Source organism: Staphylococcus sp. 11-B-312, assembly GCF_016743055.1.
In the GTDB taxonomy this organism is placed as follows: Bacteria; Bacillota; Bacilli; order Staphylococcales; family Staphylococcaceae; genus Staphylococcus; species Staphylococcus ureilyticus.
On sequence record NZ_CP068241.1, the window covers coordinates 2,179,491 to 2,206,325 of the forward strand.

The 26,835-nt window shown below is 32.1% G+C and carries 22 protein-coding genes and 1 pseudogene; 7 read left to right on the forward strand and 16 right to left on the reverse strand.

The features are described 5' to 3' along the window. Positions 1–141 precede the first annotated feature (141 nt). Positions 142–1,095, forward strand: coding sequence for a diacylglycerol/lipid kinase family protein (locus JG554_RS10540; protein WP_073343207.1), 954 nt, complete (start codon positions 142–144; stop codon positions 1,093–1,095). A gap of 238 nt (positions 1,096–1,333) precedes the next feature. On the opposite strand, the gene JG554_RS10545 is transcribed toward JG554_RS10540, so the two are convergent. From JG554_RS10545 to JG554_RS10570, 6 genes are all read right to left on the reverse strand, one after another. Continuing rightward, the gene (locus JG554_RS10545; RefSeq protein ID WP_046207401.1) at positions 1,334–1,882 is read right to left on the reverse strand and encodes a 5' nucleotidase, NT5C type; all 549 of its coding nucleotides are present in this window, start codon (positions 1,880–1,882) and stop codon (positions 1,334–1,336) included. A gap of 230 nt (positions 1,883–2,112) precedes the next feature. Continuing rightward, positions 2,113–3,168: a histidinol-phosphate transaminase gene (gene hisC / locus JG554_RS10550; RefSeq protein WP_107360117.1), complete on the reverse strand. Its 1,056-nt coding sequence runs from the start codon at positions 3,166–3,168 to the stop codon at positions 2,113–2,115. A 187-nt stretch (positions 3,169–3,355) separates the two neighbouring features. Continuing rightward, positions 3,356–4,870: an ABC transporter permease/substrate-binding protein gene (locus JG554_RS10555; RefSeq protein WP_046207399.1), complete on the reverse strand. Its 1,515-nt coding sequence runs from the start codon at positions 4,868–4,870 to the stop codon at positions 3,356–3,358. Further along, a complete protein-coding gene (locus JG554_RS10560; RefSeq protein ID WP_107360116.1) occupies positions 4,867–5,829 on the reverse strand; it encodes an ABC transporter ATP-binding protein in 963 nt (320 codons plus the stop codon). Before JG554_RS10560 ends, JG554_RS10555 begins: the two co-directional genes overlap by 4 nt. A 287-nt stretch (positions 5,830–6,116) precedes the next feature. Next, positions 6,117–7,895 carry a DNA helicase RecQ gene (recQ, locus tag JG554_RS10565; protein WP_046207397.1) on the reverse strand — a complete coding sequence of 593 codons (1,779 nt, stop codon included), beginning with the start codon at positions 7,893–7,895 and terminating at the stop codon, positions 6,117–6,119. 13 nt (positions 7,896–7,908) lie between these two features. Further along, a complete protein-coding gene (locus JG554_RS10570) occupies positions 7,909–9,789 on the reverse strand; it encodes an ABC-F family ATP-binding cassette domain-containing protein (RefSeq protein ID WP_107360115.1) in 1,881 nt (626 codons plus the stop codon). 112 nt (positions 9,790–9,901) lie between these two features. Here JG554_RS10570 and JG554_RS10575 point away from each other — a divergent pair, with 112 nt between their 5' ends. Continuing rightward, positions 9,902–10,720, forward strand: coding sequence for a ZIP family metal transporter (locus tag JG554_RS10575; RefSeq protein ID WP_203265301.1), 819 nt, complete (start codon positions 9,902–9,904; stop codon positions 10,718–10,720). Between the two features lie 521 nt (positions 10,721–11,241). Here JG554_RS10575 and ltaS read toward each other — a convergent pair. From ltaS to JG554_RS10610, 7 genes and pseudogenes are all read right to left on the reverse strand, one after another. Next, positions 11,242–13,182, reverse strand: a complete 1,941-nt coding sequence (ltaS, locus tag JG554_RS10580; protein ID WP_046207394.1) for a polyglycerol-phosphate lipoteichoic acid synthase LtaS — start codon at positions 13,180–13,182, stop codon at positions 11,242–11,244. Positions 13,183–14,263: 1,081 nt separating this feature from the next. Continuing rightward, positions 14,264–15,268 carry a 5-oxoprolinase subunit C family protein gene (locus JG554_RS10585; protein ID WP_046207393.1) on the reverse strand — a complete coding sequence of 335 codons (1,005 nt, stop codon included), beginning with the start codon at positions 15,266–15,268 and terminating at the stop codon, positions 14,264–14,266. Beyond that, complete coding sequence (locus JG554_RS10590; protein WP_046207392.1) at positions 15,256–15,963, reverse strand: 5-oxoprolinase subunit B family protein; 708 nt, start codon at positions 15,961–15,963, stop codon at positions 15,256–15,258. Before JG554_RS10590 ends, JG554_RS10585 begins: the two co-directional genes overlap by 13 nt. Before the next feature lie 22 nt (positions 15,964–15,985). Beyond that, a complete protein-coding gene (locus tag JG554_RS10595; protein WP_071562148.1) occupies positions 15,986–16,189 on the reverse strand; it encodes a hypothetical protein in 204 nt (67 codons plus the stop codon). Positions 16,190–16,386: 197 nt separating this feature from the next. Continuing rightward, positions 16,387–16,995, reverse strand: a complete 609-nt coding sequence (locus JG554_RS10600) for an aminotransferase class IV (protein WP_107360212.1) — start codon at positions 16,993–16,995, stop codon at positions 16,387–16,389. Next, the gene (locus JG554_RS10605; RefSeq protein WP_107360213.1) at positions 16,995–18,134 is read right to left on the reverse strand and encodes a chorismate-binding protein; all 1,140 of its coding nucleotides are present in this window, start codon (positions 18,132–18,134) and stop codon (positions 16,995–16,997) included. The genes JG554_RS10600 and JG554_RS10605 overlap by 1 nt, the downstream gene beginning before the upstream one ends. Beyond that, positions 18,118–18,712 (reverse strand): annotated as a pseudogene (locus JG554_RS10610) (anthranilate synthase component II). Before JG554_RS10610 ends, JG554_RS10605 begins: the two are co-directional and overlap by 17 nt. 250 nt (positions 18,713–18,962) lie before the next feature. Between JG554_RS10610 and queC the strand changes: the two are divergent. The 5 genes from queC (at position 18,963) to JG554_RS10635 (ending at position 21,924) form a co-directional block, all read left to right on the forward strand. After that, positions 18,963–19,634: a 7-cyano-7-deazaguanine synthase QueC gene (gene queC / locus JG554_RS10615; protein WP_046207388.1), complete on the forward strand. Its 672-nt coding sequence runs from the start codon at positions 18,963–18,965 to the stop codon at positions 19,632–19,634. Position 19,635: 1 nt separating this feature from the next. After that, positions 19,636–20,061, forward strand: a complete 426-nt coding sequence (queD, locus tag JG554_RS10620; RefSeq protein WP_046207387.1) for a 6-carboxytetrahydropterin synthase QueD — start codon at positions 19,636–19,638, stop codon at positions 20,059–20,061. Then, the gene (gene queE, locus JG554_RS10625; protein ID WP_046207386.1) at positions 20,054–20,770 is read left to right on the forward strand and encodes a 7-carboxy-7-deazaguanine synthase QueE; all 717 of its coding nucleotides are present in this window, start codon (positions 20,054–20,056) and stop codon (positions 20,768–20,770) included. Before queD ends, queE begins: the two co-directional genes overlap by 8 nt. Positions 20,771–21,012: 242 nt before the next feature. Next, entirely contained in the window at positions 21,013–21,606 is a 594-nt protein-coding gene (locus JG554_RS10630) for a hypothetical protein (RefSeq protein WP_070039048.1), read from the forward strand. 63 nt (positions 21,607–21,669) lie between these two features. Further along, positions 21,670–21,924, forward strand: a complete 255-nt coding sequence (locus tag JG554_RS10635; protein ID WP_046207384.1) for a GlsB/YeaQ/YmgE family stress response membrane protein — start codon at positions 21,670–21,672, stop codon at positions 21,922–21,924. A gap of 539 nt (positions 21,925–22,463) precedes the next feature. Here JG554_RS10635 and JG554_RS10640 read toward each other — a convergent pair. From JG554_RS10640 to JG554_RS10650, 3 genes are all read right to left on the reverse strand, one after another. Then, positions 22,464–23,564 carry a glycosyltransferase family 2 protein gene (locus JG554_RS10640; RefSeq protein WP_107360215.1) on the reverse strand — a complete coding sequence of 367 codons (1,101 nt, stop codon included), beginning with the start codon at positions 23,562–23,564 and terminating at the stop codon, positions 22,464–22,466. A 526-nt stretch (positions 23,565–24,090) separates the two neighbouring features. Further along, complete coding sequence (locus JG554_RS10645; RefSeq protein ID WP_064209531.1) at positions 24,091–24,930, reverse strand: aldo/keto reductase; 840 nt, start codon at positions 24,928–24,930, stop codon at positions 24,091–24,093. A 256-nt stretch (positions 24,931–25,186) separates the two neighbouring features. After that, on the reverse strand, positions 25,187–26,539 hold the full coding sequence (locus JG554_RS10650; RefSeq protein WP_046207381.1) for a hemolysin family protein: 1,353 nt from the start codon (positions 26,537–26,539) through the stop codon (positions 25,187–25,189). Between the last annotated feature and the right edge of the window lie 296 nt (positions 26,540–26,835).

The following is a 26,835-nucleotide window of genomic DNA, read 5'->3' on the forward strand; positions in this document are numbered from 1 at the left end:
ATAAACATTATCCTAATCATCCTTGCGAAAAATTGTCACAGCAAAAAATTTTAAAATGAAGTAAATGACACCAACTTTTCCTATATAATTATAACTATGGAAATGTGGGTAAAGTGAATAAGCAACAAAATTTAAAAGAATATGGTGAAAAAATTGGAAAATACTAAATTCAAACACGGTGTCTTATTTTATCATGAATATAGTGGTATTAAAGATATATATCGAGGACTTGGAGATGTGGCAGCTTCCTTAACTACATTTTGTAAACATCTGTCGCTCCAACTAAGTGAAGACGAAGGTGATATTATAAGATTTTGTCAGAAGATTAAAGACCAAAGTTATAGTGACGATGTAGATATCATTTTCCTCCTTGGTGGCGATGGTACTGTCAATGAATTAATCAATGGCATAATGCAACATGAATTGAATATCCCTATTGGTATTATTCCAGGTGGCACATTTAATGATTTTGTTAAAACATTAAACCTGAGTCCACGTCATAAAATAGCCAGTCAACAACTTATTCAATCAGAGTTACAGTCTTATGATGTTATGAAAATCAATGATCAATACGCACTAAACTTTGCTGGATTGGGGCTCATTGTTCAAAATGCAGAAAATGTTCAAAACGGCAATAAGGACATCTTCGGCAAATTGAGTTACGTAGGATCTACGGTTAAAACTTTGCTTAATCCGGAGCATTTTGATTATCAATTAACCGTTGACGGTAAAGTTATTGATGGTAATACTGCAATGCTCGTTGTTGCTAATGGGTCATTTATAGGAGGCAGTCGCATACCTTTAACAGACCTTTCACCTAGTGATGGTTATCTGAATTTATTTATTTTTAAAGAACACAGTTCGAGTGTATTGAGTGATATATTTAAACAAAGAGATAGCATGAACTGGAACCATATGACAAACGGTATTCAGCATTTATTATCTAAAGATATCAAAATAGAGACCACACCGGAAATGAAGGTGGACATCGACGGAGAAATTGCATTAAAAACACCTATCCATATTGAAGTCATACCTAAAGCAATACAAATTTTAACGTTACCTGAAAATACGCCTGATAATGAATATGAATAAATACACTATATATAATGTTTACTAAATAAAATCTTATTAAAAAGGACTAATTCACGTACACAATGGATTAGTCCTTTTGATATAGCGTTTAGAAATGTTTACTCTCTTAAAGTATAGATAGGTACACTTGAACTTATCGCCCGCTCACTCATGGATTTTCAAGATTCTGCACATTTTAAGTATAGCATCATTAAAATTACATATTTAAACACACAAAGACACGTTCATGTCATTAAATTTATATATCGTAATCACGGTCACCTAAGAAATACTTTTCAACATCATACCAGTCATCTACACGTGTAAAACGATCATCGTTTACATTATGAGACGCAGTATACATGATTGGCTTACCTGTAAATATAGCTAACTGACGAGGGTTGTCATCTATGAGATAGTCTGCATTTACGATATCTTTACGCCCACAAAAAACAAAGTGCTGTGGATCTAAAAATGGAAAATACTCTCTTAACCATTCATATTTATCATGAAATGATGTAGGAACATCCATTGCAGCAGTAGCAATATAAACATCATAGTATTCAGTTAATTTTTTCACAACTTCTTGAGCATGTGCCATCACTTTTAATTTTTTGAAAAAACCTGGTTCGCGTAAAATTTCATGCAATAAGCCATCATGTTCGGGCATTGCGTGACGTAATTTTTTACCGTCCAGCATATCATAGGTTATACCTAAATCTGTACGTTTGTTCACATCTTCAATCAGTGCACCTACTGTATCAGCAAGTACTTCGTCCATATCAATAGCAATTGATTTTCTAGTCATCTCATACTCTACTCCCTTTTAAGTTCTCATTCACTAACAATGATCACGCATGATTACATTAATCATCTGACAACATGACCCTGTTTATCATTATTAGTATAGCAAAAAACGTTCAATGAAACCAAAATTGTACATAAGCCTATCATAATATACTATATAAATTAAATATTTTCGTTATATAGTTCAAGCTTTATACATTTTAATTTATTGAACGTTATAAATGATGTTTGTTATAAATCAAAGTTATTTAATACTTCGATCATTTTATCATTTTGCTCAGGGAAGCCAATCGTAATTCTGACACCATTCGGAAATTCTCTTGTAATGCACCCCTGTTTTAACAATGCTTCATACAATTCATGAGGTCGTGACGTATTCACAAAAATGAAGTTCGTTTGGCTTGGATTTAATTTATGACTACTAACTGAATCAAAGAATTTTGCTCTTTCTCGAGCATTTTTTTCACGAATAGAATCTAAATACGCTTGATCTTCTAATGCAGCAAGTGCAGCGTGTTCTGATAACCGTCCTACATTAAATGGTGGTCGTATAATATTCCACTTTTCAATTGCTTCTTGAGCAGCGACCACATATCCAATACGCATACCTGCTAATCCATATGCTTTAGAGAACGTTCTAAGTAAAAAAGCATTGGAAAATTGCTCTTGTAGTGCTAATGAATTTGGAAAGTCTTCAGCTGTCACGAATTCAACATAAGCTTCATCTATAATTACTGGTATTTCTTGAGGCACACGTGACAAGAAACGTTGCAATTCATCATGTGTAAAATATGTGCCAGTAGGATTATTAGGGTTACATAGCCATACAAGTTTAGTGTTATCATCAACTTCAGAAAGTATGCCTTCTAAATCAAACCCACCATCTTTTAGTGGTACCTGAACAACATCTGCTGCTTCTACTATGGCATTATGATAATATTGACCAAAAGTCATTTCACTTGTAACAATTTTATCTCCTTCAGTTAAAACAGCACGTGAAATCATTAATATCACTTCATCTAATCCTGCACCGAACAAAATACGTGCTGGATCAACATTCAAATGCTCACTTATTGCTTCTTTAATTAACGGAGAACCCGTTTCAGGATAAAATTGCAATTCATCTAAATGCTGCGTGATTGCGTCTTTCACTTTAGGTGACGGTCCATATAAATTTTCATTAGAAGCTAATTTATAAAGTTCACCTTCAATCCCGTATTGTTCTTTTAGTGCTCTTGGTGATAAGCCTGGTTGATATGCTGATAATTGTTCTATTTGTTTTTTCATTGTTGATTCGGGCCTCCTTAAATTTACAGAAATTTCAAAACTTAGTAACCATTATATACCCTATTTCCATTGAAAATCAATGTAACTTTTTTTGAAGTGAGAATTTAATCAAATATAAATACGAGTTCAACTTAATGTGTGCTTTAACATAGTAAAACACATTGTTAAACTCGTATTGTCTTATGAATTAATCAATTAAATTATGTTTTTCTAAATAGTTTTTAGCTACCTCATAAGGATCTTGTTTTTTCACTGTAACTTCATAATTCATTTGTTGCATATCTTCATCAGATATCTTACCTGCTAATTTGTTAAGTGGTGCTTTGATTTCAGGATGTTCCTTTAAATATGATGTTTTAAACATAGGTGCACCTTGATATGGTGGGAATACCTTTTTATCATCTTCTAAAACAACCATATCGTATTGTTTTAATTCGGCATCTGTTGAATATGCGTCAATTAAGTTAATATCTCCGCTTTCAACTGCTTGATATCTTAATTTCGGCTCCATCGTCTTAACTTCTCCAAAATCTAAATCATATGCTTTTTTAACAGCTGGATAACCATCACCACGATCATTAAACTCTAATGTGAAACCTGGCTTAATTTGGTCACTTACTTTGTTTAAGTCACCTATCGTTTTAAGGTTATGTTTTTTCGCAAAATCTTTTTTAACTGCCAATGAATAAGTATTGTTATATTTCATTGGTTTTAACATAGTCATATCGTATTTATCTTCTAAACTTGATTTTGCTTGTTGATATACCTTATTTTCTTGTTTAGATTTCAAATCTTCCTTTGTTAACTCTCCAAGTACAGTACCTGTAAACTCAAGGTAGCCATCTATATCGTCAGATTTCAAAGCATTAAATAGGAATGAAGTTTTCCCCATGCCGTCTTTAACATCTACTGTATCATCTGTTTCTTCTTCAATTAAAATTTTATACATATTTGTAATTACAGATGGTTCTGACCCAAGTTTACCTGCTAATGTAATTTTATCTCCTTTTTGAGCAAACATTGGTCCAATAATCACTAATAGCAGAATTATAATAATTGCACCTAGAGAAATAAGTAACTTTTTATAGGACAGCTTTTGCATATACCGTAAAACTAAATCAAAAAGAATTGCTAATAAAGCTGCGGGAATCGCTCCAATAATGATCAATGATGTGTCATTTCTATCTATACCTAAAAGAATCAAATCACCAAGACCACCAGCACCAATTAAAGCTGCTAATGTAGCAGTCCCTATAATCAATACCATAGCTGTTCTAACACCTGCCATAATTACTGGCATAGCTATGGGTAATTCCACTTTCGTTAATCTTCTTCCTGGCTTCATACCGATACCCTTAGCTGCCTCAATTAATGAGCTATCCACTTCATTGATACCAGTGTATGTATTTCTTAATATCGGTAATAATGCATACACTACTAACGCAATCACTGCTGGTACCTTACCAATACCAAACAGTGGTATCATCAAACCAAGCAATGCTAATGATGGTATTGTCTGTAGTACTGCCGCAATATTCATCACAATTTCAGAAATCTTACGTGTCTTCGTGAGCAAAATACCTAATGGTACTCCAATTATTGCAGCAATGAGCAATGCAATAAATGATATTTGGATATGCTCAAATATCGTAGTTAACAATTGTCCCTTTCGATCTGAAAGTGTATTTATTAATTCATTCATCTTTGACCACCCCCTATATGCTCGGATAGATATTTAAACATATCTTCGCGTTTAAGCACATGTTGAGTAGCAGTCGATTCATCATTAATAATGATAGCATCATGATTAGCTAAATCACTATAAATGTTTTTAATAGAGACGTCGCTGTTAACAATAGGATAGCCTTTGGTAGCTGCTTGTTCATCAATCGTTAATTCTCCAATAAGTTCTGATAGTTTAATATCTTTTTCTATTTTAAGTGATTTATCCCCAACAAATTGTTTTACAAAATCACTTTTAGGATGATTAACCATATTTTCAGGTGTATCTATTTGCTCTACATGTCCTTTGTTTAATAGACAAATTCTGTCAGCAAGTTTCATAGCTTCTTGTATATCATGTGTTACAAAAACGATTGTTTTCTTTATTTTTTGCTGTAATGCTATTAAATCATCTTGTAGTTTTTCTCGACTGATTGGATCTAATGCACTGAAAGGTTCGTCCATCAATATAACTGGTGGGTCTGCGGCTAATGCACGCACCACACCAACACGTTGTTGTTGCCCACCTGATAGTTCATCTGGTTTTCTATCTTTAAAAAGTTCTGGCTCTAAGCCAACCATATTTAACAACTCATCTATACGTTCATCAATATCCACGTCTTTCCATTTTTTCATTTGTGGTACTTGTGCAATATTTTCTTTTATTGTTAAATGTGGAAATAATGCAATTTGTTGCAAGACATAACCAATATCCCAACGCATTTCATATACTGGATAGTCACTAATTGGTTTACCTTTAAAATAAATAAATCCCTCTGTTAATGAAATTAAACGATTAATCATTTTTAATGTCGTTGTTTTACCACAACCTGAAGGTCCGATTAAAACAAAAAACTCACCTTCTTTTATATTAAAGCTAAGATCATCTACAGCCTTTTTATCCCCATAACGTTTGATTACATTTTTAAATTCTATCAATTTTTCACCCTCACTCTTTTCATTGCCTTTACTATCACTTTAAAAAATTCACATAGTTAACACATAACCGATTAATGTATCATTTAACCCTTATGAACATAGTTAGATAAAACAAAAACGAAGTTAATTGAAACCGATCAATATCACTATTACATTTGTACTTGTATAGTATATTAATAGTTGTCAAATTAACTTCGTATTTATCGCAATTATTTCAATGTAAAATACTAATACCGTTAAAATTAAGTATATGAGATTATATATTCTAAAAACAATTATTTGCTCAACTAAATTTGAGCTTTATAAGATTGTATTGTTTCTAAAAATATTGGACAGTAGTGTTTTAATTTATAACTTCCAACACCATCAATTAAGATCATATCTTGCTTTGATTCTGGTTTTCTCTTGGCAAATTCTTCCAAAGTAAAATCTGAAAAAATACTTACTGGTGGAATAGTTAATTTTTCACTTAATTGTTTACGCACGGCAACTAATTCATCAAATAAGGCACGGTCTACGCCTTCTACGGTATTGATGTTAACTTTTTCTTTTGATTTACGTTTAAATGGTGTTGTATAAATTGAAATTTGATTATTTAGCAATTCCTTTACAGATACATCGCAAATCAATATTTCATCATGCTCATTTAAAAATCCTTTAAATCGCAATTCATCCATAAGATGACTGAGTTCAGATGTCGTATAGTTTTTCATAATGCCATGTGTGGACAATTGATTATAATCACAATAGCGAATATAATCAGAGTCTTCACCCCTTAAAACTTGAATAATAACACTATAACTTTCTTGCTGTTTCATACGTGCAATACAACTTACGATCATTTTCGCTTCGTTCGTCATGTCATATGTTTTATTTTCTCTAACACAATTACTACATTGCTCACACTCTTCTAGTTTTTCATTGGGTTCAAAATAATGTACGAGTGTTGCTTCTAGACACTTTTTAGTTTTCGTATATAGTAGCATTTTATTCAATTTTTCACCCATTTTTTCTTTGTAATCATCGTCTGCTTTTGAAGATGAAATAAAATATTGGTGTAAACCAATGTCTCTATCACTGAATAAAAGGATGCAATCACTTTTCAGTCCATCACGACCTGCACGACCCGCTTCTTGATAATACGATTCTAAATCACCAGGCATGTTATAGTGAATCACAAAGCGCACATTAGATTTATCAATCCCCATACCGAATGCATTCGTTGCAACTACGACACGCACACGATCATATACAAAATCATTTTGAGCTGCTTCCCGCTCTTTATTGGATAAACCAGCATGATATATTGTGCTGCTAATTTTATTGTTTTCTAATGCTTCATGTAGTTCTTCTACTTGTTTACGTGTCGAACAATATATAATGCCTGCTTCTTTTTGATGATCTTTAACATATTCTAATACGAACTTTTGACGCTGATACGTTGGATTAACTTGAAATATTAAATTTCGTCGTTTCGTACTTGTTTTGATTTCATCGTGTTTATCGATGTTTAAGCGATCCATAATATCTTTTTGTACTTCGATTGTTGCTGTTGCTGTTAATGCTACAATTGAAAAATCTTGTGGTAGTGCAAAAACTTTATGGATGACTTCCTGATAACTTGGTCTAAAATCATGTCCCCATTTTGAAATACAATGGGCTTCATCAAACGCAACTAAGTGTATATCTAACTGCTGTAATAAGCGCATAAAATTGGCATTATCAAAACGTTCTGGTGCAACATATAAAAATTGGATTTCCCCACTTTTCAGTTGTGTTTGAATATCTTTTTGTTGCTTTTGTGTCAAACTACTATTTAAATATGCTGCGCGAATCCCCATGGCCTTCAATTGATCAACTTGATCTTTCATAAGTGAAATTAATGGGCTGATTACGATTGTGGTACCACCTAGCATTAATCCCGGCACTTGATAACAAATTGATTTTCCCCCACCAGTTGGTAAAACGCCAAGCACATTACGATGATCCATTACTTTAGTTATTATTTCTTTTTGACCTGGACGGAATGTGTCATAGCCAAAATAATGTGATAATGTTGCTTCCATGTTATATAATCCCTCATTGTTCTTTTAATTCTTCAAGCTCGCTCCATCTTGTTATATCATCTTCATACAACGTATTAAGATTTTGTTGTTCTTCATTTAATTCTTTGACTTTAGCGTAATCAGAACTTGCTTCAACCATTTCTTGTTCGATCTCTTCTAATCTATGTTCGGTTGTTTCAATACGCGCAATAATTGTTTCATATTCTTGTTTTTCTTTATATGATAGACCCTTTTTCTTTTTCTTTGCATATGTTGGTTTCACTTTTGATTGTTGCTTTTCTTGCATTTGGCGTTTATCTATCTCTTTTTTATATGCTTCATAGTCATCAAAACTTCCTATAATACGTTCTAATTTGCCATCATGAATATACCAATATTCTTGAGCAACTTTATTTAAAAAATATCTATCATGACTCACCGTGATGACTGTACCACCAAAAGTAGCGATATAATCTTCTAAAATGGTTAAAGTTTCTGTATCCAAGTCATTCGTCGGTTCATCTAATAATAGAACATTAGGTTGATGTACTAATAATTTTAATAGATACAATCTTTTTTGTTCTCCACCAGATAATTTATACACCTTTTTTCCATGCGTTGCACTAGGGAATAAAAAGCGTTCTAACAACTGTGTAACAGAAACAGCAGTTCCATCTTTTTCTTTAGCTACTTCACTTTCTTCACGCAAGTAATCGATCATTCTGATGTCTCGATCTAAGCGCGCTTCAGTCTGTCTGAAGTAAGCAATTTTAACAGTTTGACCAACTTTCAATGCCCCTTCGAACGCTTGGTCATCACCATTCAAAATATTCAATAATGTTGTTTTACCGGCACCATTTGGTCCAACGATACCAATTTGTTGTCCATTTTGTATAATTTCTGTGATGTGTTCAAATAATACCTTATCGCCGATGCGTTTTGACACGTTATCAAGTTCAAAAACTTGTTTACCTAAACGTGAATATGCAAGATTTAAAGAGGCTTTATCTTGTTGTTGCTGATTTTTTACATCATGTTCTAAATCTTTAAATCTATTTTTTCGTGCTTGTTGTTTAGTAGAACGTGCTTTAACTCCTGCACGCATCCAAGCTAATTCTTGTTTATATAATGCACGTTGTTTCGCTTGTTGTTTTTGCTCTACGACTTCATTTTCAGCGCGTTGTGCGATGTAATCTTCATAATTACCGGGATAAGTAGTTAATTTCCCACGATCTAATTCAATAATGCGAGATGATACTTCATTTAAAAAATAACGATCATGAGTTACGAACAGCACTGTATGTGGATACTGTTTAACATAATTAATTAGCCAACTAATTGACTCAAAATCTAAATGGTTCGTAGGTTCATCCAAGAGTAATAAATCTGGTTGCTCTATAAGTGTTTTAGCAAGACCAACTCGTTTTTGTTGGCCACCCGAAAGTTCTCTCACTTTTTTAGTCGTATCATTGATGCCTAGCTTTGATAAAATAGTTTTGATTTCAGCACTATAATCCCAAGCTTGATATGTATCCATTGCTTCTTGTGCTTGCATCATCTGTTGAAAATCTGTCTCATTCTGTGTCTCACTATATTTTGTTACAGCAGCTTCATATGAACGTATCACTTGAAGTGTCTTTGTCTCTGACGTTAATACCGCTTCAAAAACCGTTAAATTTTCTTCAAATTCTTGCTTTTGAGACGAATAACGTATGCGATATGCATTAGGATGTGAAACCTCTGCCTCGAAGTCTTCATCCAAACCAGCGATTACCTTTAACAAAGTACTTTTGCCTGTACCATTAATACCTACAAGACCTATTTTTTCTCCTTCAGAAATAGACAGATGCAAATCATCAAAAATGATTTTATCGGCATATGATTTATGTAAATGTTCAATTTTGTAGGCTTCCATCGTCCAACATCCTTTTTAATATCGAAAATTATAATTAATTCTGTTAAACTTAATTTCAGTTCTATATATTATACACCTTTTTGAACTCAAATGATACAAGGGAGCGTAGCTTATGTCAGATTTTTTTCAAGACTTACCTCCTTTTATCCAAGCACTCATCGCCGGTATCATCACTTGGTTGTTGACTGCATTAGGGGCTGCTGCAGTTTTTATATTTAAAAGAGTTAATGATAAAATACTGAACTCAATGCAAGGTTTTGCTGCAGGCATAATGATTGCTGCCAGTTTCTGGTCTCTATTACAACCATCTATTGATTATGGTTCAGGTTCATCTATTGCATCGTTACCAGCAGCAATAGGTTTTTTATTGGGCGGTTTTTTTATACGCGCGTTAGATTTAATTATCCCACACATTCACCCAAACACCCAAGACACTAACCAATACCAAGAAGGTGTAGGAACAAAAAAACTCAATAAAAATACATTACTTGTATTGGCTATTACACTCCATAACATACCAGAGGGGCTTTCTATTGGTGTAGCATTTGGTGGTGTAGTAGCCGGTAATGGACAAGCCACTTTCTTAGGCGCACTTGGTTTGGCAATTGGTATCGGGATTCAAAATATTCCCGAAGGTGCTGCGCTTTCTATGCCTATCAGAGCAGCTGGGGCTTCAAGATGGAAAGCTTTTAATTATGGTCAAGCATCTGCAATTGTTGAGCCCATATTTGCTACTATAGGTGCTGCTGCAGTACTGTTCATTACACCTATGTTACCATACGCACTCGCCTTTGCCGCTGGAGCGATGATATTTGTAGTTGTAGAAGAACTTATACCAGACTCTCAAGCTAGTAATAATACTGATTTAGCAACATTAAGTTTAATGCTAGGTTTTACTATCATGATGATTTTAGACGTTGCACTTGGATAAAAGGTAAAAGAAAAAGAAATAACTTGAATCCATTTTTTAAATAAAAAAATGATGAAGCTGAGACAATGGTCTCAAGTTCAAAACAAAGAGTTTGGGGTAAATACAAGAAAAATAGCACTCAGATGATTTAATTCAATTCATCTGAGTGCTTCTATTTTTTCAATACTTCATATTGGTGATTCACTTTCTTAGGGGAACAGCTTCAGCCTGTAGTCTTCAGCTTCTCCTATTCACTCAAGCGTCTCGCCAAAATACGTCACATTTGTCCAAGAACTAAATGTCTCAAACAATCTCATTTTGAGAATGGGGATTTATGTTCTAGCCTTTTTAGCTTTCTTTTTTATAATGTGCATGTTTGCTCTGGATATGTACTAATCTGCTATCCTACCCTGCTTAAAGTTCACTCATATTAAATAATTCAATACAATCATCATGCGCATCATAAAATACCATTCAATACACTTACATATATAAAAAAGCCCTAATCCATTTTAAATAATGGATTAGGGCTAAAGTATTAATTATTTTTTCTCTTGTCCTTGTGGACCTGTTTCATATTTATAGTTTGATGGTTTCACTTTATCAAAGTCAGGGTTATCATAAAATCTCAATAAATCACCATTTAGGACGTCATCACTCATTTGCAAGTCTTTTTCAGCTTGTTGTTTGCGTTTATCAAAATCGCTTGGTTTTTCTGTAACTGGCTCATTATTTTTATTATCATATATTCTACCATTTACATATTTGTAATCTTTCGTTACAAAGTCACCATTTCTAAACGGTACTGTGTCATTATGATCTTTTGACAATAAGTCTGTACCCATCATGAGATAATTTTTAGTATCAATACCCATTAAATGTAGTAATGTTGGCATTACATCTGCTTGTCCAGCATAAGTTTTATCAACAGTACCTTCTTTACCAGGTATTTTCAACCAGAAGCCTGTTCGGTTTAAATCTGTAAACTTAGCTGGTGTAATGTCTTCACCTAATAATTTTTCCATCGCTTTATTATGGTTTTCAGAAATACCATAATGGTCACCATAAATCATAATAACGGAATCATCATAGATACCTTTTTTCTTCAATTCATTTACAAACTGTTCTAACGATTCGTCTAAATATCTCGCTGTCTGAACATAACCGTCAACTGTTGAATCACCAGTATTTGGTTTATCAATTGATGCATCTTCTGGAGATAATGTAAACGGATAATGGTTTGTTAGCGTTATTAAGTGACTATAGAAAGGTTCTTTTTCCTTCGCTAAATAGTCAGCTGATTCATCAAAGAATTCTTTATCTTTCAGACCTAAGTTCTCTTGGTTTTCTTCTGACATATCAAAATATGTTGCATCATAAAACTTATCTACACCAAAATGTTTGTATACTTGGTCACGGTTCCAGAAAGTTTTATAATCACCGTGCATTACGCTAGATGTGTATCCTTGTTGTTGATGCATAATAGCTGGCAATGATTGGTACGTGTTATCCCCTTTAAGTGAGAATGCCGAACCTTGTGGTAAACCATATAAACTGTTATCCATAGTGAATTCTGAGTCTGAAGTTTTACCTTGTCCTGTCTGGTGGAAGAAGTTCGGATAATATCTAAAATCTTCATTACCAGAAGAAAGTTTATTTAAGAATGGTGTAACTTCCTCGCCATTTACTTTTTTGTTTATCAAGAAAGTTTGGAAACTTTCTAAGTGTATTTTAATCACATTTTTTTTCTTTGCTGCACCGAAATATTCTGGGTTTGGTTGTGTTTGTTTTTGTTTCGTATAATTTAAAACTTTTGTCAAATCATCTTCATTTGCTAACGCTTTTTGTTGATTATTTTGAATCGTTTTTACACCATCATAAACTGTGAAGTTATATGGACCTAAGTATTTCACTAAATATTTATGATCGAATGTACGCGTTAATAATTCTGGACGATCAGATTCTGCAAAAGCTAGGTTTAAGAAGAATAATGCAACAGACGCTGCCATGATTACTGGAACAAACTTCTTGCTAAACACACGCTTATCTAACCATTTTTGTTTGAAGATTAATACAAATAAATAAATGATTGTATCGATAAAGTAAACAAAGTCATACCATTTAAATGAAGCTGATACAGCGCCACCCATTGATTCAACATTTCCTACTTGATTTAATGTACTAAAAGTCAAGAAATCAGAGAAGAATCTGAAATATACAACATTTGCGTATAATAAGAAGGTTAAAATAAAACCTCCTATAAAGATAAACCAAAATGCTTTCTTACCTTTGAAGAATAAGAAAATACTCAATACTAATGCAATTAAGCTATATGGATTCATTAATAAAATTAAATTTTGAACTAACCCTTTAACACCTAAAGAAAAGTCAACATAGTATGAAAAATACGTTTTAGCAGTAACTGTTATAACAGTTAAAATAAAAAACGCAAAAAGAGTTAGTTTCTTTTTGTGTAGACTCATGTCTGTTCCCCCGATATAAATTAATAAAAGTTTGTGCTAATACCTAGCTAGATTAAATGCTTTGTACCCGTTGTTAGCGCGTAAATGATAATTTCTACCAACATCTTTATCGTTATTTGCGAAAGTTAAAATTTAAGTTAAAAAACACGGTAACTCCTGTATTTTCTTTTAAAACACATCTTTTTTTCTTATGTCACTAATTTATTTTTATAAAGTAGCAATTTTTTATTTTCATTGAATTTTATTTGTTCTTTTGTGAAAAATTATATTTGTTGTAATGTAAATTATGTTAATGCGTTTTGTTATGTTTTACATCGTTTTTACACTGCGTTCACTCTGTAATATCATTGTAATAAAACGATTATAGTTCAATTAATAAATATAAAGCAATTCTTGACTAATATCAAGTAAAAACACACTTTTTTTAATTTAAAAAGCTGATTTAACCGTTTTATGAAGGTATCATTAACCTATTATGAATACGCGATTAAAATAAGGTTAAAATTTAAATTTCCTTTATAATTATACTTGTTCTATTTAATAAATTAATCAGGCCTTGGACCTATTTAAATAAAGGTTAAATTATACAGAATGACTTAAGTAATTACTAAATCTTATCATATTCGACATTCATGCTGTTGATAATAAATACGAAAGACCAAAAGTAAATCTACGAAATAATTGCTATAGCTGAACGCTTTTCGAATAATCATTGTCCATGTATTGTATACATTAATTTAGAACTATATTTTACTTAAGTATTTGTCGAAAGCAACAGACATATTATAAAAATCATCCAACATAAAAAAGCAGCTTGAGATATAAATCTATAGAAACTCAAGTAATAACTCAATGAGCTAACTATAAATAAAACAATATTGAAAAAGACAATTTCTATAATATTTCAATAGAAATTGCCTTTTTTACTCGTCCAAGACACTTTTATTTGTTCTAAGATTCTTTAGCTCAAAAGCGTCTTAATATAATAATGTTTTATAGATTAACTGATTATTAATTTTAAATGCTAATGCTCGTAACATTTTGCTATACACACATACACTTCATTCTCTAATCGTGTACATTATTTTAACATTTCTAATTGCATTCTATACTCGATACCATGAAACAGTTGATTTAACCAATTAGTATATTTTATTAAGTTCTTTTCTGCAGTTTCAACATCTATAAATTGAAATTTCAATTTAGTACCAGGATGTTTTTGACCTAACTTAGTTAAATGGTAACTGGCAATTGTCCCTATTTGTGGATAGCTCCCTAACGTGTAATGATCATTTAACAAAATAATTGGCGTACCATCTCTCTTAACTTGAATTGTTCCTATTTGTACAGATTGATGTGCGGGCATATCTTCATAAAATGCTTTAACAGGTTGGCCTTCGACATACATACCTACCCTATTCGCTTTACTTGTCACTTTATATTCCCCGTAAGTAAAACGATTTAAAGCATTTTGATTAAAATCTTCTGTTCCTTTATTTTTAATGACATGAAATACATCTGACATGTAATTAAATGAAAGCGCATAGCCATCTATGCCCCAGTCAGTCTGATGTGTATGTTCAAGATTTTCAAAAAGTTTATGGTGACGTTCTGTATAATCACGTTTCATATTGATTTCGTCACCTTTTTCTAGTTTGCGCCCATGAAAACCACCAAGTTTAGACATAAAATCAGTTGAAGTAGAACCCAACCATTCATCTAGCTCGAATCCTCCACCAACGGCTAAATAGACTCTTGATGTCCGTGAAGTTTCTGTAAACTCGAGTACATCACCTTTTTCCATTAAATAAAGTTTATTGGGTAAAACTTTTAAATTAGCAGTTTTAGCTTTAAAACTGCCACCACTTAATGCAATTAAAGTAGGTTCAGTAAAACGAATACTTGCCATTCTATTGGTCATTTCTAAAGTAGCTTCATGTTTATCGTTGGCTACTAATCGATTTGCAATTTCATGTGATAATGGATCTAAAGCACCACTAGGGATTACACCATTGTGCTCATAACCGATACGCCCAAAATCTTGAAAACTTGAGAACAATCCTTCATTTTCTATTATGATTGACATGGTTTAAATCCTCCTAAATCCAATGCATCCTCTGACACAGCTTGAAATTGCACATTATCCCCTAATTTTAAAGTTGTAAAATCTGTTTGATGTGGATTAAATAATTCTACTGGTGTGTAGCCTATCACTAGCCAATCACCATAAGTATCAATTGTAGTAATGCCAGTTTTCTTACCTTCTATAATCACTGATCCTGCAGGAATAAATGCTTTTTTGCCACCTGTGTGATTGACAAACAAGCGTTTATCCATCCCTGTTAAATACGGAAATCCTGGAGAATAGCCCATCATTGATACGAAAAAATTCGAATTTGTATGTAATTTTACAAATTTGTCGAAATCCATTTTATAATATTTTAGCAAGGATGCTAAATCTGGTCCAAAGTCTCCACCATATACTACAGGTATTTGAATGGGTGAGGGTGTTTCTTCTACATGTTTTATCTCTAATTGAACAGATTGCAAAAGTGCTTTCATATATAAAAAAGGTGATTTTATATTGTGATGTTTAATCATATCTCTAGCATCATAACAAATCATCATATCCGACTCTGTTGGTACAATTTCTGTAATAAAAGGATAATTTTTATTAATAAGATATGTTTTTAATGCGAGTAAATCATCAGTTAAATCTTTGGAAACTTCCTTTTCTATAGAAACCACAATTGCTTGGTCACCTTGACTATATATCTTCATAAATTCACCTCATCTATTGTGTCTATCGATAAAATACATTTAATATTTGTATTAAGTAGCGTATTAATTCTTTAACTAAACCATAGATAAATATAAATTGAATAGCACATGAAATAGTGATGACTAACTTAGTAATATAATATTTATGGTGATTCATTAAATAGGTTACATACCATTTTGTAAGGCCAATTAGCGTAATAATTAATAAAATCCAAATCCATATCATTATTTTGCCTCGCTTGCTGACATTAGATTTTTAAGACGCATATAACTTTGTTTAACTTACTTCATAACTTACAGTTAAACTATATCTATGTGTAGCATATTTGATACATTCAATTATGGATATCAAACACTATCGCAATAACGTTTTATCACAATTATTAGAATTAAAATTTATATTTTTCTTATACTTTCTATATTCTATAGATTTATTGCAACATCGGCAACCTCTCTTAAACTATTTATCAGAAAAACTTGAATTTGATTTTGCCTTAACTTTTGCTTAAATGTTGCCAAACTATAATCTTTTTCTATTAATTCACCTTCATCTATTAATTCTTGTCTCTTACATCCTTTTAAAAAATCATCATTAAATACTGGCGTATAATAATGATCTCCTTCTTTGATCATAATATTTCCAATATCAAATTCTAATATTTTTCCTGATTCGTCATAAAGTAAAATGAGGTCAGTTTCATGATTATGTGCTAAATGATCTCTACTTGTCGTTTTATTCGTAAGTATGCGTTTATCTTGAATTTGAGTTAATGGTACAATTTTTGCCGTAAAGCTATCTTTTTGAGGTAATTCAGCAACTTCATATTTAAAAACGCCATTTGGATATAAAATAATTTTCACTCTATAGGTCCCTGTAAAATAGTGGTTTTTAATTTCAGAAATCGTTTTATGCCATTGATCATCTTCAAATGTTATTTGGAATTGATTTGCTGAATGTTTTATCCTGTCATAATGATATCTCAACCTTGAAAATTTGCCTGAGTCTAATCGTAATGTTTCAAATAACTGCATTATAATCTCTCCAAAATTTTAGTCTTATCGATGAATTCTTGCACTTCAGATTCTGGGTTGGAATCAATGGTAATACCTGCACCAACCCCGTATACAGCTTTCCCATTAATATATTGAATCGTACGAATAGGTACATTGAAAATAGCTTTCCCATCAGGTAACAATAAACCAATAGTTCCGCAATAGCCATTTCTTGGTGTTTGCTCTAATTGTTTAATATATTTCATTGTGTTTACTTTCGGCGCGCCGGTAATTGAACCACAAGGGAAAATAGCTTCTAATACTTGCACTAAACTCACATGGTTTGCTAACTGCCCAGTAACCATAGATGTCATTTGATACACCGTTTGATACCTTTCAATATGAAACGGTTGATATACTTTAACTGTGCCAGTGTTGGCTACTCTACTTATATCATTCCGTAATAAATCAACAATCATGACATTTTCTGCTCTATCTTTGGTAGAGTTTCTAAGTTTTTCAAAATGTGCCTTATCTTCTAATTCTGTTTCTCCTCTGGCTATTGTTCCTTTCATCGGCTTACTTAATACAATATTGGATTGATTTTTAAATGGGCCAAATTGAAAAAATAGCTCTGGGGATAATGATGCTATTTGAACTTCTTTTGTATCAATCAGAGCAGAATAATGACCATGATTTCCGCCCTGAAGTACATGATAAAGTTCAGAAATCGGCCCTTTTACGTCATCACTCAATCTGGTTGTATAATTAACTTGGTATGTATTACCTTCTACAATCGCTTTTTGCACTTGTTTAATATGATCAATCATGCGCGCATGTCTATATTGAAATTTAAAATTATATTTACGCTGATATGCCAAAGCTTGTTCATTTAAGTCATCGTGTACTGATTCAAATACATATGCAGCAGCATACACAAATATACCTTTAGGCGTTATCGTTGCTAACTGATTATTAAAATAACTTGCCGCTTCATATGGTAAGTATAACGCCACATATTTACCTTTACTTTGATGTAATTCAGCAAATCGAATGACTTCTCCAACGTCCTGCATTTGATATGCTATTTTTTTACTCAAACATTCTTTAAATAGATATTGATACGTTTCGGTTTGTGTTTCATTTATATAATATTGGTAATTAAATTTTACTTGCATGATGCGCCTCCACACTTTCAATAAATAATTTAATTTGTTCGATACCATATTCACTCAAAAACGATTCAGGATGATATTGGACACCATAAATAGCACATTCTCGGTGCTCACAGGCCATAATTATTCCTTTATCATTGGTTGCTGTGACATTTAGCTCAACAGGAAATGTATGTATGTCTGCCATTAATGAATGATAACGCATTACATTAAATGATTTTGGTAAATCTTTGAAAATACCTTTGCCCGTGTGGGTAATTGAAGTTGTATGGCCATGGATAGGCTTATGATTCTTTACAATACGTCCCCCAAAATAAGTAATAATTTGTTGGAATCCCAAGCATACCCCTAAAATTGGTACATTATTCATAAATTGTGTGATGACTTCATTTAAAATCGGATAATCTGACGGCGTTCCTGGTCCTGGCGATATGATAATCGCCAATGGGTTTCATATCGATGAGCTTGTCTATATCAATCTCATCCACATCAACCACTTTGATTGTCCCTGTATAACATTGTTTGAGATAGTCCACGATATTATACGTAAATGAGTCTTTATTATCGATTACAAGTAACATTGAATCACCTCATTTGTAGTTATATATTATTCTAATATAGTTATTATCCCAAATCTCAACTTGATTTTACAGCTTAAATGTATTATTCTAGTCACGGTATAAATGTAACAGAGGTTTCTAGCTGACACCCTCTATAAAAAACTAGACACTTGAACGACGTCTATCTTTTTATAGAGATAGGCGTTTTTTTATGGCGTCATCAGTTTTATATGGCAAAGCTAGCACGATATTTTAAGGAGTGTAAACTATAATGACACAACAGCCATTAAACAATAATAAAGCCATCGTAGTATTTAGCGGTGGCCAAGATAGTACAACCTGTTTATTTTGGGCAAAAAAACATTTTGATGAAGTTGTCTTAGTAACTTTTGAATATGGACAAAGGCACGATACAGAAATTCAGGTTGCAAAACAAATCGCTCAAGAACAAGCAGTCGAGCACCATATACTTGACATGTCCCTATTATCTCAACTCACTCCTAACGCATTGACACAACATGATATGGATATAAACGAAGGAGATAGTGGTATGCCAAACACGTTTGTGCCTGCACGTAACTTGCTGTTCTTATCTTTTGCTGGCGCCCTAGCATATCAGACAAATACTAAACATATTATCACGGGTGTATGTGAAACAGACTTTTCTGGCTACCCTGATTGTCGAGATAGCTTTATTAAGTCAATGAACGTTACACTTTCCCTCTCTATGGATAAAGATTTCGTTATTCACACGCCGTTAATGTGGCTGGATAAAAAACAAACGTGGGCTTTAAGCGATGAACTCGGTGTATTAGAATACGTTCGAAAGCGAACGTTAACTTGTTATAACGGGATTATTGGCGAAGGATGTGGCGAATGTCCTGCCTGTAAACTACGCGCACGCGGTCTTAATGCTTATCTAGAAGAAAAAGGAGCGAATTAATATGTTCCAACAAAATTACCCTAGTGTTAACCACAATTACCAATTTGAACTTAATAAGGATTTTAATTTTTCAGCCGCACATTATATTCCAAGTGAAGACGCTGGAAAATGCATGCGTACGCATGGACATACTTACTTTGTCAACTTAACAATCGGTGGAGATACCGTAGACCATAATGGGTTTTTAGTGAACTTTAGTGAATTGAAACAACTCGTACACGGTCAATTTGACCATCAATTATTAAATGAGTTACCTCAATTTGAGGGTAAAAGTCCTTCAACTGAAATTGTGGCACAAACAATATATGAGATGGTTCAGTCTTCATTAAACCAAAGGCCAAACAAACCACAATGCTTGCAAGTTTACGTCAGAGAAACACCAACAAGTTATGTCATATATCGACCAAAGGAGCCTAACCATGAGTAAAATACCTGTGCTTGAAATTTTTGGTCCAACGATACAAGGTGAAGGTCGTGTCATCGGCCGCAAAACCATGTTTGTACGTACAGCCGGATGTGATTACCGTTGCAGTTGGTGTGACTCTAGTTTTACATGGGATGGCAGTGCAAAAGAAGAAATACGCATGATGGATGCTACAGAAATTTATGCGCAATTATATGACATTGCAGGTGAATCATTTAATCACGTAACAATTTCAGGAGGCAATCCAGCTTTAATAAAAGGCATTCAAACATTAGTCGATTTATTCGAAGACAAAGGCATACAAAGCGCCCTAGAAACACAAGGCAGTAAATTCCAACCATGGATGACACAAATTGATGATTTAACAATTAGTCCAAAACCACCTAGCTCAATGATGAAACCAAATTTACCTATTTTAGATGATGTTATTGCTAAATGTAAGCCAGAAACACTCAATCTTAAAGTAGTTATTTTCAATGATGAGGACTTTGAATTTGCCAAAATGATTCATCATAGATATCCTAACGTGCCATTTTATTTACAAGTTGGGAATCCATACCTAGACGGAGAATATGTTGAATCTCACACAGAAAAGTTACTTTCATTATATGAAACCCTTGTGAATCGTGTCATGGATAGTAGCGATATGAATAATGTATATGTATTACCTCAATTACATACTTTACTTTGGAGTAATAAAAAAGGTGTTTAAATTGAGTCAATGAACCGGTTCGTTGTATAATGCTCTTTGTCTATACAATAAACCGGTTTTTACTTTGTACATAAAACATAGCAATGATTGTCACTGTAAATATAATTATTTAAAATAATAACAATTTTACAATATGTCAGATAATGACTTATAATTTTTTAAAACATCAACTGTTATTAAATGATTAAATCTAACTTAATTGATATAATGTTGCAGTGAAGTATCTAGGTTAGGAGAGCAACATGCTAATAAATATAATCATAAATATAGCTACGGTAGCAATCATACTCGGTATTGATTTATATCGTCAGAATTTCAAACAACTTAAGTTTAGCTCTATACTTTTATCAATAACCATTAATAGTATCATTAATTTAGTCCTTGTTGGTAAATACGATTACATAACATTTTATACTTGCACCCATTTAATTATTTGGACATTGTTGCAATTGTATCTCAATAAAAAAACAAAAACATATGTCATAACTGATCAAAAATTTATTGGTTTTATTTTAACGATTATCATGAGTACATCTTTAATCCTTTCATACGATACAAGTAAAGATTCTTACTATATGTCCATTCCATATTTAGCTCCAGCTATTTTTCTCATAGGTGCAACTTTATTGTTCTATAGTACATTCCAAACACATGAAAAAGAACAAATTAAAATCTTGAATCGTATTCGCAAACCAGTAGTGATTGGCCAAATTATTATTGTATTATCTTTTACAATCATGCCTTTATTAACACCTTATTGGTATGCCTTTATAATTGTACATTTATTATTCTTACTTTTTTTATTATGGCAGAATATATTTTTTTCAAAAAAATGATTAGCAAATTATATTTTGTGGTATGTAATAATTGATTATGATATTTAAAAAGGAGGTATACTTATGTTTGGATTTATTATTATGTTAATTGTCGGCGGTTTAATCGGCTGGATTGCTGGTGGTATCGTCGGTAAAGATATCCCTGGAGGTATTTTAGGAAATATCATTGCTGGTATCGTAGGTTCTGCACTAGGTTCATGGATATTAGGTGATTGGGGTTGGCATTTAGGCGGTATCGCTATCTTCCCTGCACTAATTGGAACAATTATTCTTGTTGCCCTTGCATCATTTATATTGGGAAAATTACGTAAAAAATAAATGGTTTGTTAATTTTTTAGTTTTAAAAGAAATTCCTGAAACTTAATGTCATAGTTTCTATATCGTCAGAAGATGACTAAATAGCGAAAGCACTCAGGAATACTAAAATCTCAACCAAAAATAAGCGTCAATTTCTATTGAGTTACTTTAGAAATTGACGTTTTTTGTTTTTTAAAGTGTTATTATCATGAGGGTTTATGATCTATCTTTTTTAAAATGTCATTCGTATCATCTTTAGTTGTTATTTTAACTTTGTGTGTACGGGCTCAACAATAACCTAAAATCTAAAACAACCTTTATAAAACTAAACATTACTTCTGTATCAAAATTTCTTTGACTATAACATTTTTATTTTTGCTTTTAAGAGTATTTAACTAATTTGGCTCTTATACAATTTTGTAATGTGATAATGCTTTAGATTGATATGCCGAAAGACACAGGCTCAAATCACCTCCTCGGACAACTATGCACAATTAAACTCAATTTTTTAATAAACGAAACCCCCAGACTACGCTTTTAGCATAACCTGAGGGCAGTGATTATCTATGTTTAACAAGTGTTTTATTCTTTTCAGTTTTAACCTTATGAGAGGGTACATAAAAATGTTCTTCTCTATTTATACTGTTTTTATTTTGTTCTTCCGCTTCTTCTGGATATTCAGACATTTCTAATTCAGAGTCCAACCCTTTTGTTTTGTCTACCGGCTTTAAATTAGATACTTGAACAATATATTTTGGTCGCTGTTTTACTTCATAATATATCCTACCGATATATTCGCCTACAATACCGATTGAAATCAGTTGGATACCTCCAAGTAATAAAATAGCTGCAATTGTTGAAAAGTACCCTGGTGTTTTCACACCATTAATCATAATATTTCCAAAACTAAATATAATATAAAGTAGACTCACAAAAAATACAATTAGTCCTAAATAAATCATAGCGCGTAATGGTTTATTATTAAATGAGATCAAGCCATCTATACCATAGTTCAATAATTTACCAAATGACCATTTCGATGTACCTTCTTCTCTTTCAACATTTTCATAAGTAAAAACTTTAGTATTATAGCCAATCCATTCATATAACCCTTTTGAAAAACGATTATATTCATTTAACGATGTTAATGAGTGTAACGCGCGTTGACTAAGCAATCTAAAATCTCCAACACCGTCTTCTAGTTTAATATCCTCGACAAAATGATTAATCACTTTGTAATAGCATTGCGTTAAAAATTTTCTTGAACGTTTTTCACCTGTTCTATCTCGTTTTGCGACGACTTGATCATAGCCATCCAAATAACTATCTATCATCTGTGGTATAAGCTCTGGCGGGTGCTGTAAATCAGCATCAATCATCACAGCAGCATCACATTCCACACTGTGTTGGAAACCGGCAATCATTGCTGATTCCTTACCAAAATTCCTACTAAATGAAATATATTTTACATGTTCATCCTGTGCTGCCATTTCTTGAATATAATTAATCGTTTTATCTTGACTACCATCATCTACAAATAGCAAATCATAGTTATAGTGACGGTTAAGACTATCTTCATCTAATATTTCAGTTAACTTGTGATATGTTTTTAATATTACTTCACCTTCGTTATAACATGGCACTATAACTCTTATATGCATAATAAACACCTTCATTTCAATTACTTCAATTTTACTTTACCAATATTTACAGTTATTTCGCCATTCTTTTCATTTAGGTTTACACAATTTTTATATTTCCTTAATAATCAATTATAAAACTTACACTCTTTTAAAAAATTTTGAAATAGATAATACCGATAATTCGTGTCATTAAGAAACACTAAAATTTAGTTTTTATATTTTCATGATAATGTAGAGCATATATACATATAAATATTGTTCAATATCTTTTTTATAAAAAGTTGTAACATTGTCCATTTAGTTTATCAACTATTTGTCAGAAAAGGAAATAAAACATATATTCGTAAAATTAAAAAAGTAGGATAGAGAAACAAGTGTCATGAACACTATGCTCTATCCTACGTTATTTAAAATATTTAACGTTCACCTTTTTTTGAAGAAACTACTAAAAAATAAGCCTTGATTTTGCAACTACTTCTCCATTTTCAGCTATTTTTCGCTTCAAATTTTTATAAACAAAGCTAAATTTTGCTATTTTAGATCATTACTTTAAATCGCCTATACGCACTTTATCAGGATCTTTACCTTGGCGCGCATCTCGATTTAGATTATCAATCTCAGCAATATCCGTTAATTCTAAACTAAAATCAAAAATATCATAATTTTCTTTAATACGTTTAGGTGTTTTAGACTTTGGTATAATTAAACGGTTATGTGCTAAATGCCAACGCAACACGATTTGTGCAGGTGTTTTACTATAACGTTCGGCAATATCAACAAGGATAGGATGTTCAAGTAAACCTTGGTTTCTCATGAGTGGCATCCAAGCTGTCACTGCAATATCATGCTTATCACAAAAATCTTGTAGCTCATGCTGATTGAAATAAGGGTGTACCTCCACTTGGTTCACAGCAGGCGTAATTTCTGTCTCTGCCATCAATTTTTCTAAATGATGTTGTTTAAAGTTACATACCCCAATGGCACGGATTCGACCATCTCTATATAATTTTTCCATCGCTTTATACGTTTCAATAAAAAGTCCATCTTCCTCACATGGCCAATGTATTAAAAATAAATCTAGATAATCAGTACCTAAATTCTCTATAGATTTTGTAAAAAATTCAATTGTTTTATCATATCCTTGATAATCATTCCATATCTTTGATGTAATAAATAATTCAGAACGTGGTACATCAGATTTTTTTAAAGCATTGCCTAATGCAATTTCATTTTTATAAAAGTAAGCTGTATCAAAAGCACGGTAACCAATATCTAAAGCGCTAGATACAGCATTTTCCATTTCCTCATCAGTGATTTTATACACACCTAAACCAACTTTTGGCATAGGATAACCATTATTTAAATAATATGTATCTTCTAACATACACTTATCCTCCTCATTTTTAATATCAATATATTTTCAATTTTACATAAAAACACGTTATGCATTTAGCTTTTCTATAAAGATAATTATAAAAAAAACTGGAACATTCAATGATGTCCCAGTTTTTGCAATACCTACTTATATTTTATCATACAAGTAATATGCGAGTGGTGCAAAACATATGTTGATATCTTGTCAGCAAATGATGATTACTATGCTAAAAATTTCAACATTGCTAGTGCATCATACTCATAGCTTAATTATCATTGCTTTCTTCGTCTTCATCTTCTTCTGGAGTTGGACGTGTTTCATGATATTCAAATTCTAAGATAACATTGATAATTTGATGATTATCCACTTCTGATATAATCCAACGATCATATTGTGTATCTACATAATCATTGGGTTGTAAATTAGTATTATGTGCCTGTAACCAGCCACCAATTGTATCTATATCTTCAGAATCTTCAAATTCAATACCAAATTGATCATTTAAATCATCTAATAACACTCTACCGTTAATTTGGTATTTATTATCACTTAGTCTTACAACATCATTGACTTCATCATCATCAAACTCATCACGAATTTCACCGACGATTTCTTCTAAGATATCTTCCATCGTTAAAATACCTGCAGTACCACCATATTCATCGATAATCAAGCTAATGTGAACATGTTCACGCTGCATTCTAATAAGCGCATCACTAATCCTAGTTGTTTCAGAAATCATTGGTAAATCATGGATATAGTTACTTGCTTTCATCGGTTTACCAGAAGCATACTCTGTTAAAAATTCTTTTACATTAATAAACCCTTTAACATGGTCTTTATCGCCATCTTCTGTAATTGGGTAACGTGTGAATTGATGTTCCTTAATCGTTTCTAATAGTTCATCTACATTAAACGGTTCATTTAATGTAACCATTTGTGTACGCGGTACCATGATATCCTTGGCATGTCTTTCATCAAATGAAAAAATATTTTGCATATATGCTAATTCTGTTTGATTAATTTCTCCACCATTATAACTATTATTTATAATAATTTTTATTTCTTCTTCTGACATAGCATCATTATTTGCATCAGGATCCACACCAAACATACGAATAATCATTCTTGCTGAACCATTCATTAACCAAATTAATGGTTTCATTACAAATCCGAAATAATATAGCGGTCTAGCGTAAACCAATGCTAATTTTTCAGTATATTGGATAGCAAGTGTTTTTGGTGCTAACTCACCCAAAACAACATGTAGATATGTCACAATGATAAATGCTACGATAAATGAAATAGTTGTCGTCAGTGCTTCAGGTAAATGGATTAATTCAAATAATGGGTGTAGCAACTTGTTAAATGTTGGTTCACCTAACCAACCTAATCCTAAAGATGTCACTGTAATACCCAATTGACATGCTGATAAGTAATAGTCTAGGTTTTTAATCATTTTTTTAACAACACGTGCACTACCATTGCCTTCTGTTGCAAGTTGTTCAATCCTAGTAGTACGTACCTTTACTAATGCAAATTCTGAGCCTACGAAGACTGTAGTTAATGCTATTAAAAAAAAGAATATTACTAAATTTATTATGGTCACTGTTTCCAATTAGTTCCCTATTTCTAGGGATTCACCTCCAAATTTTGTGTCACAATAGGTGACTGCTTATAAAATATGATTTGATTGCTTAAGTTTGTTTTATATGCTAAATCCTTCCCATTGTAACACCTCCCTAAAAATACGCATTTCTTTTATTTTATCACAATACTTATTTCGAAAGTAATTTATACAAATTAAAATTTTATATTCACCTAATGTACCATTTAAACGCAAAATCACCTTCACGTCAACTTTCTAAATTTTACATCTTTTGTTCTGAAAATGTTTATATACTTTAAAATAAT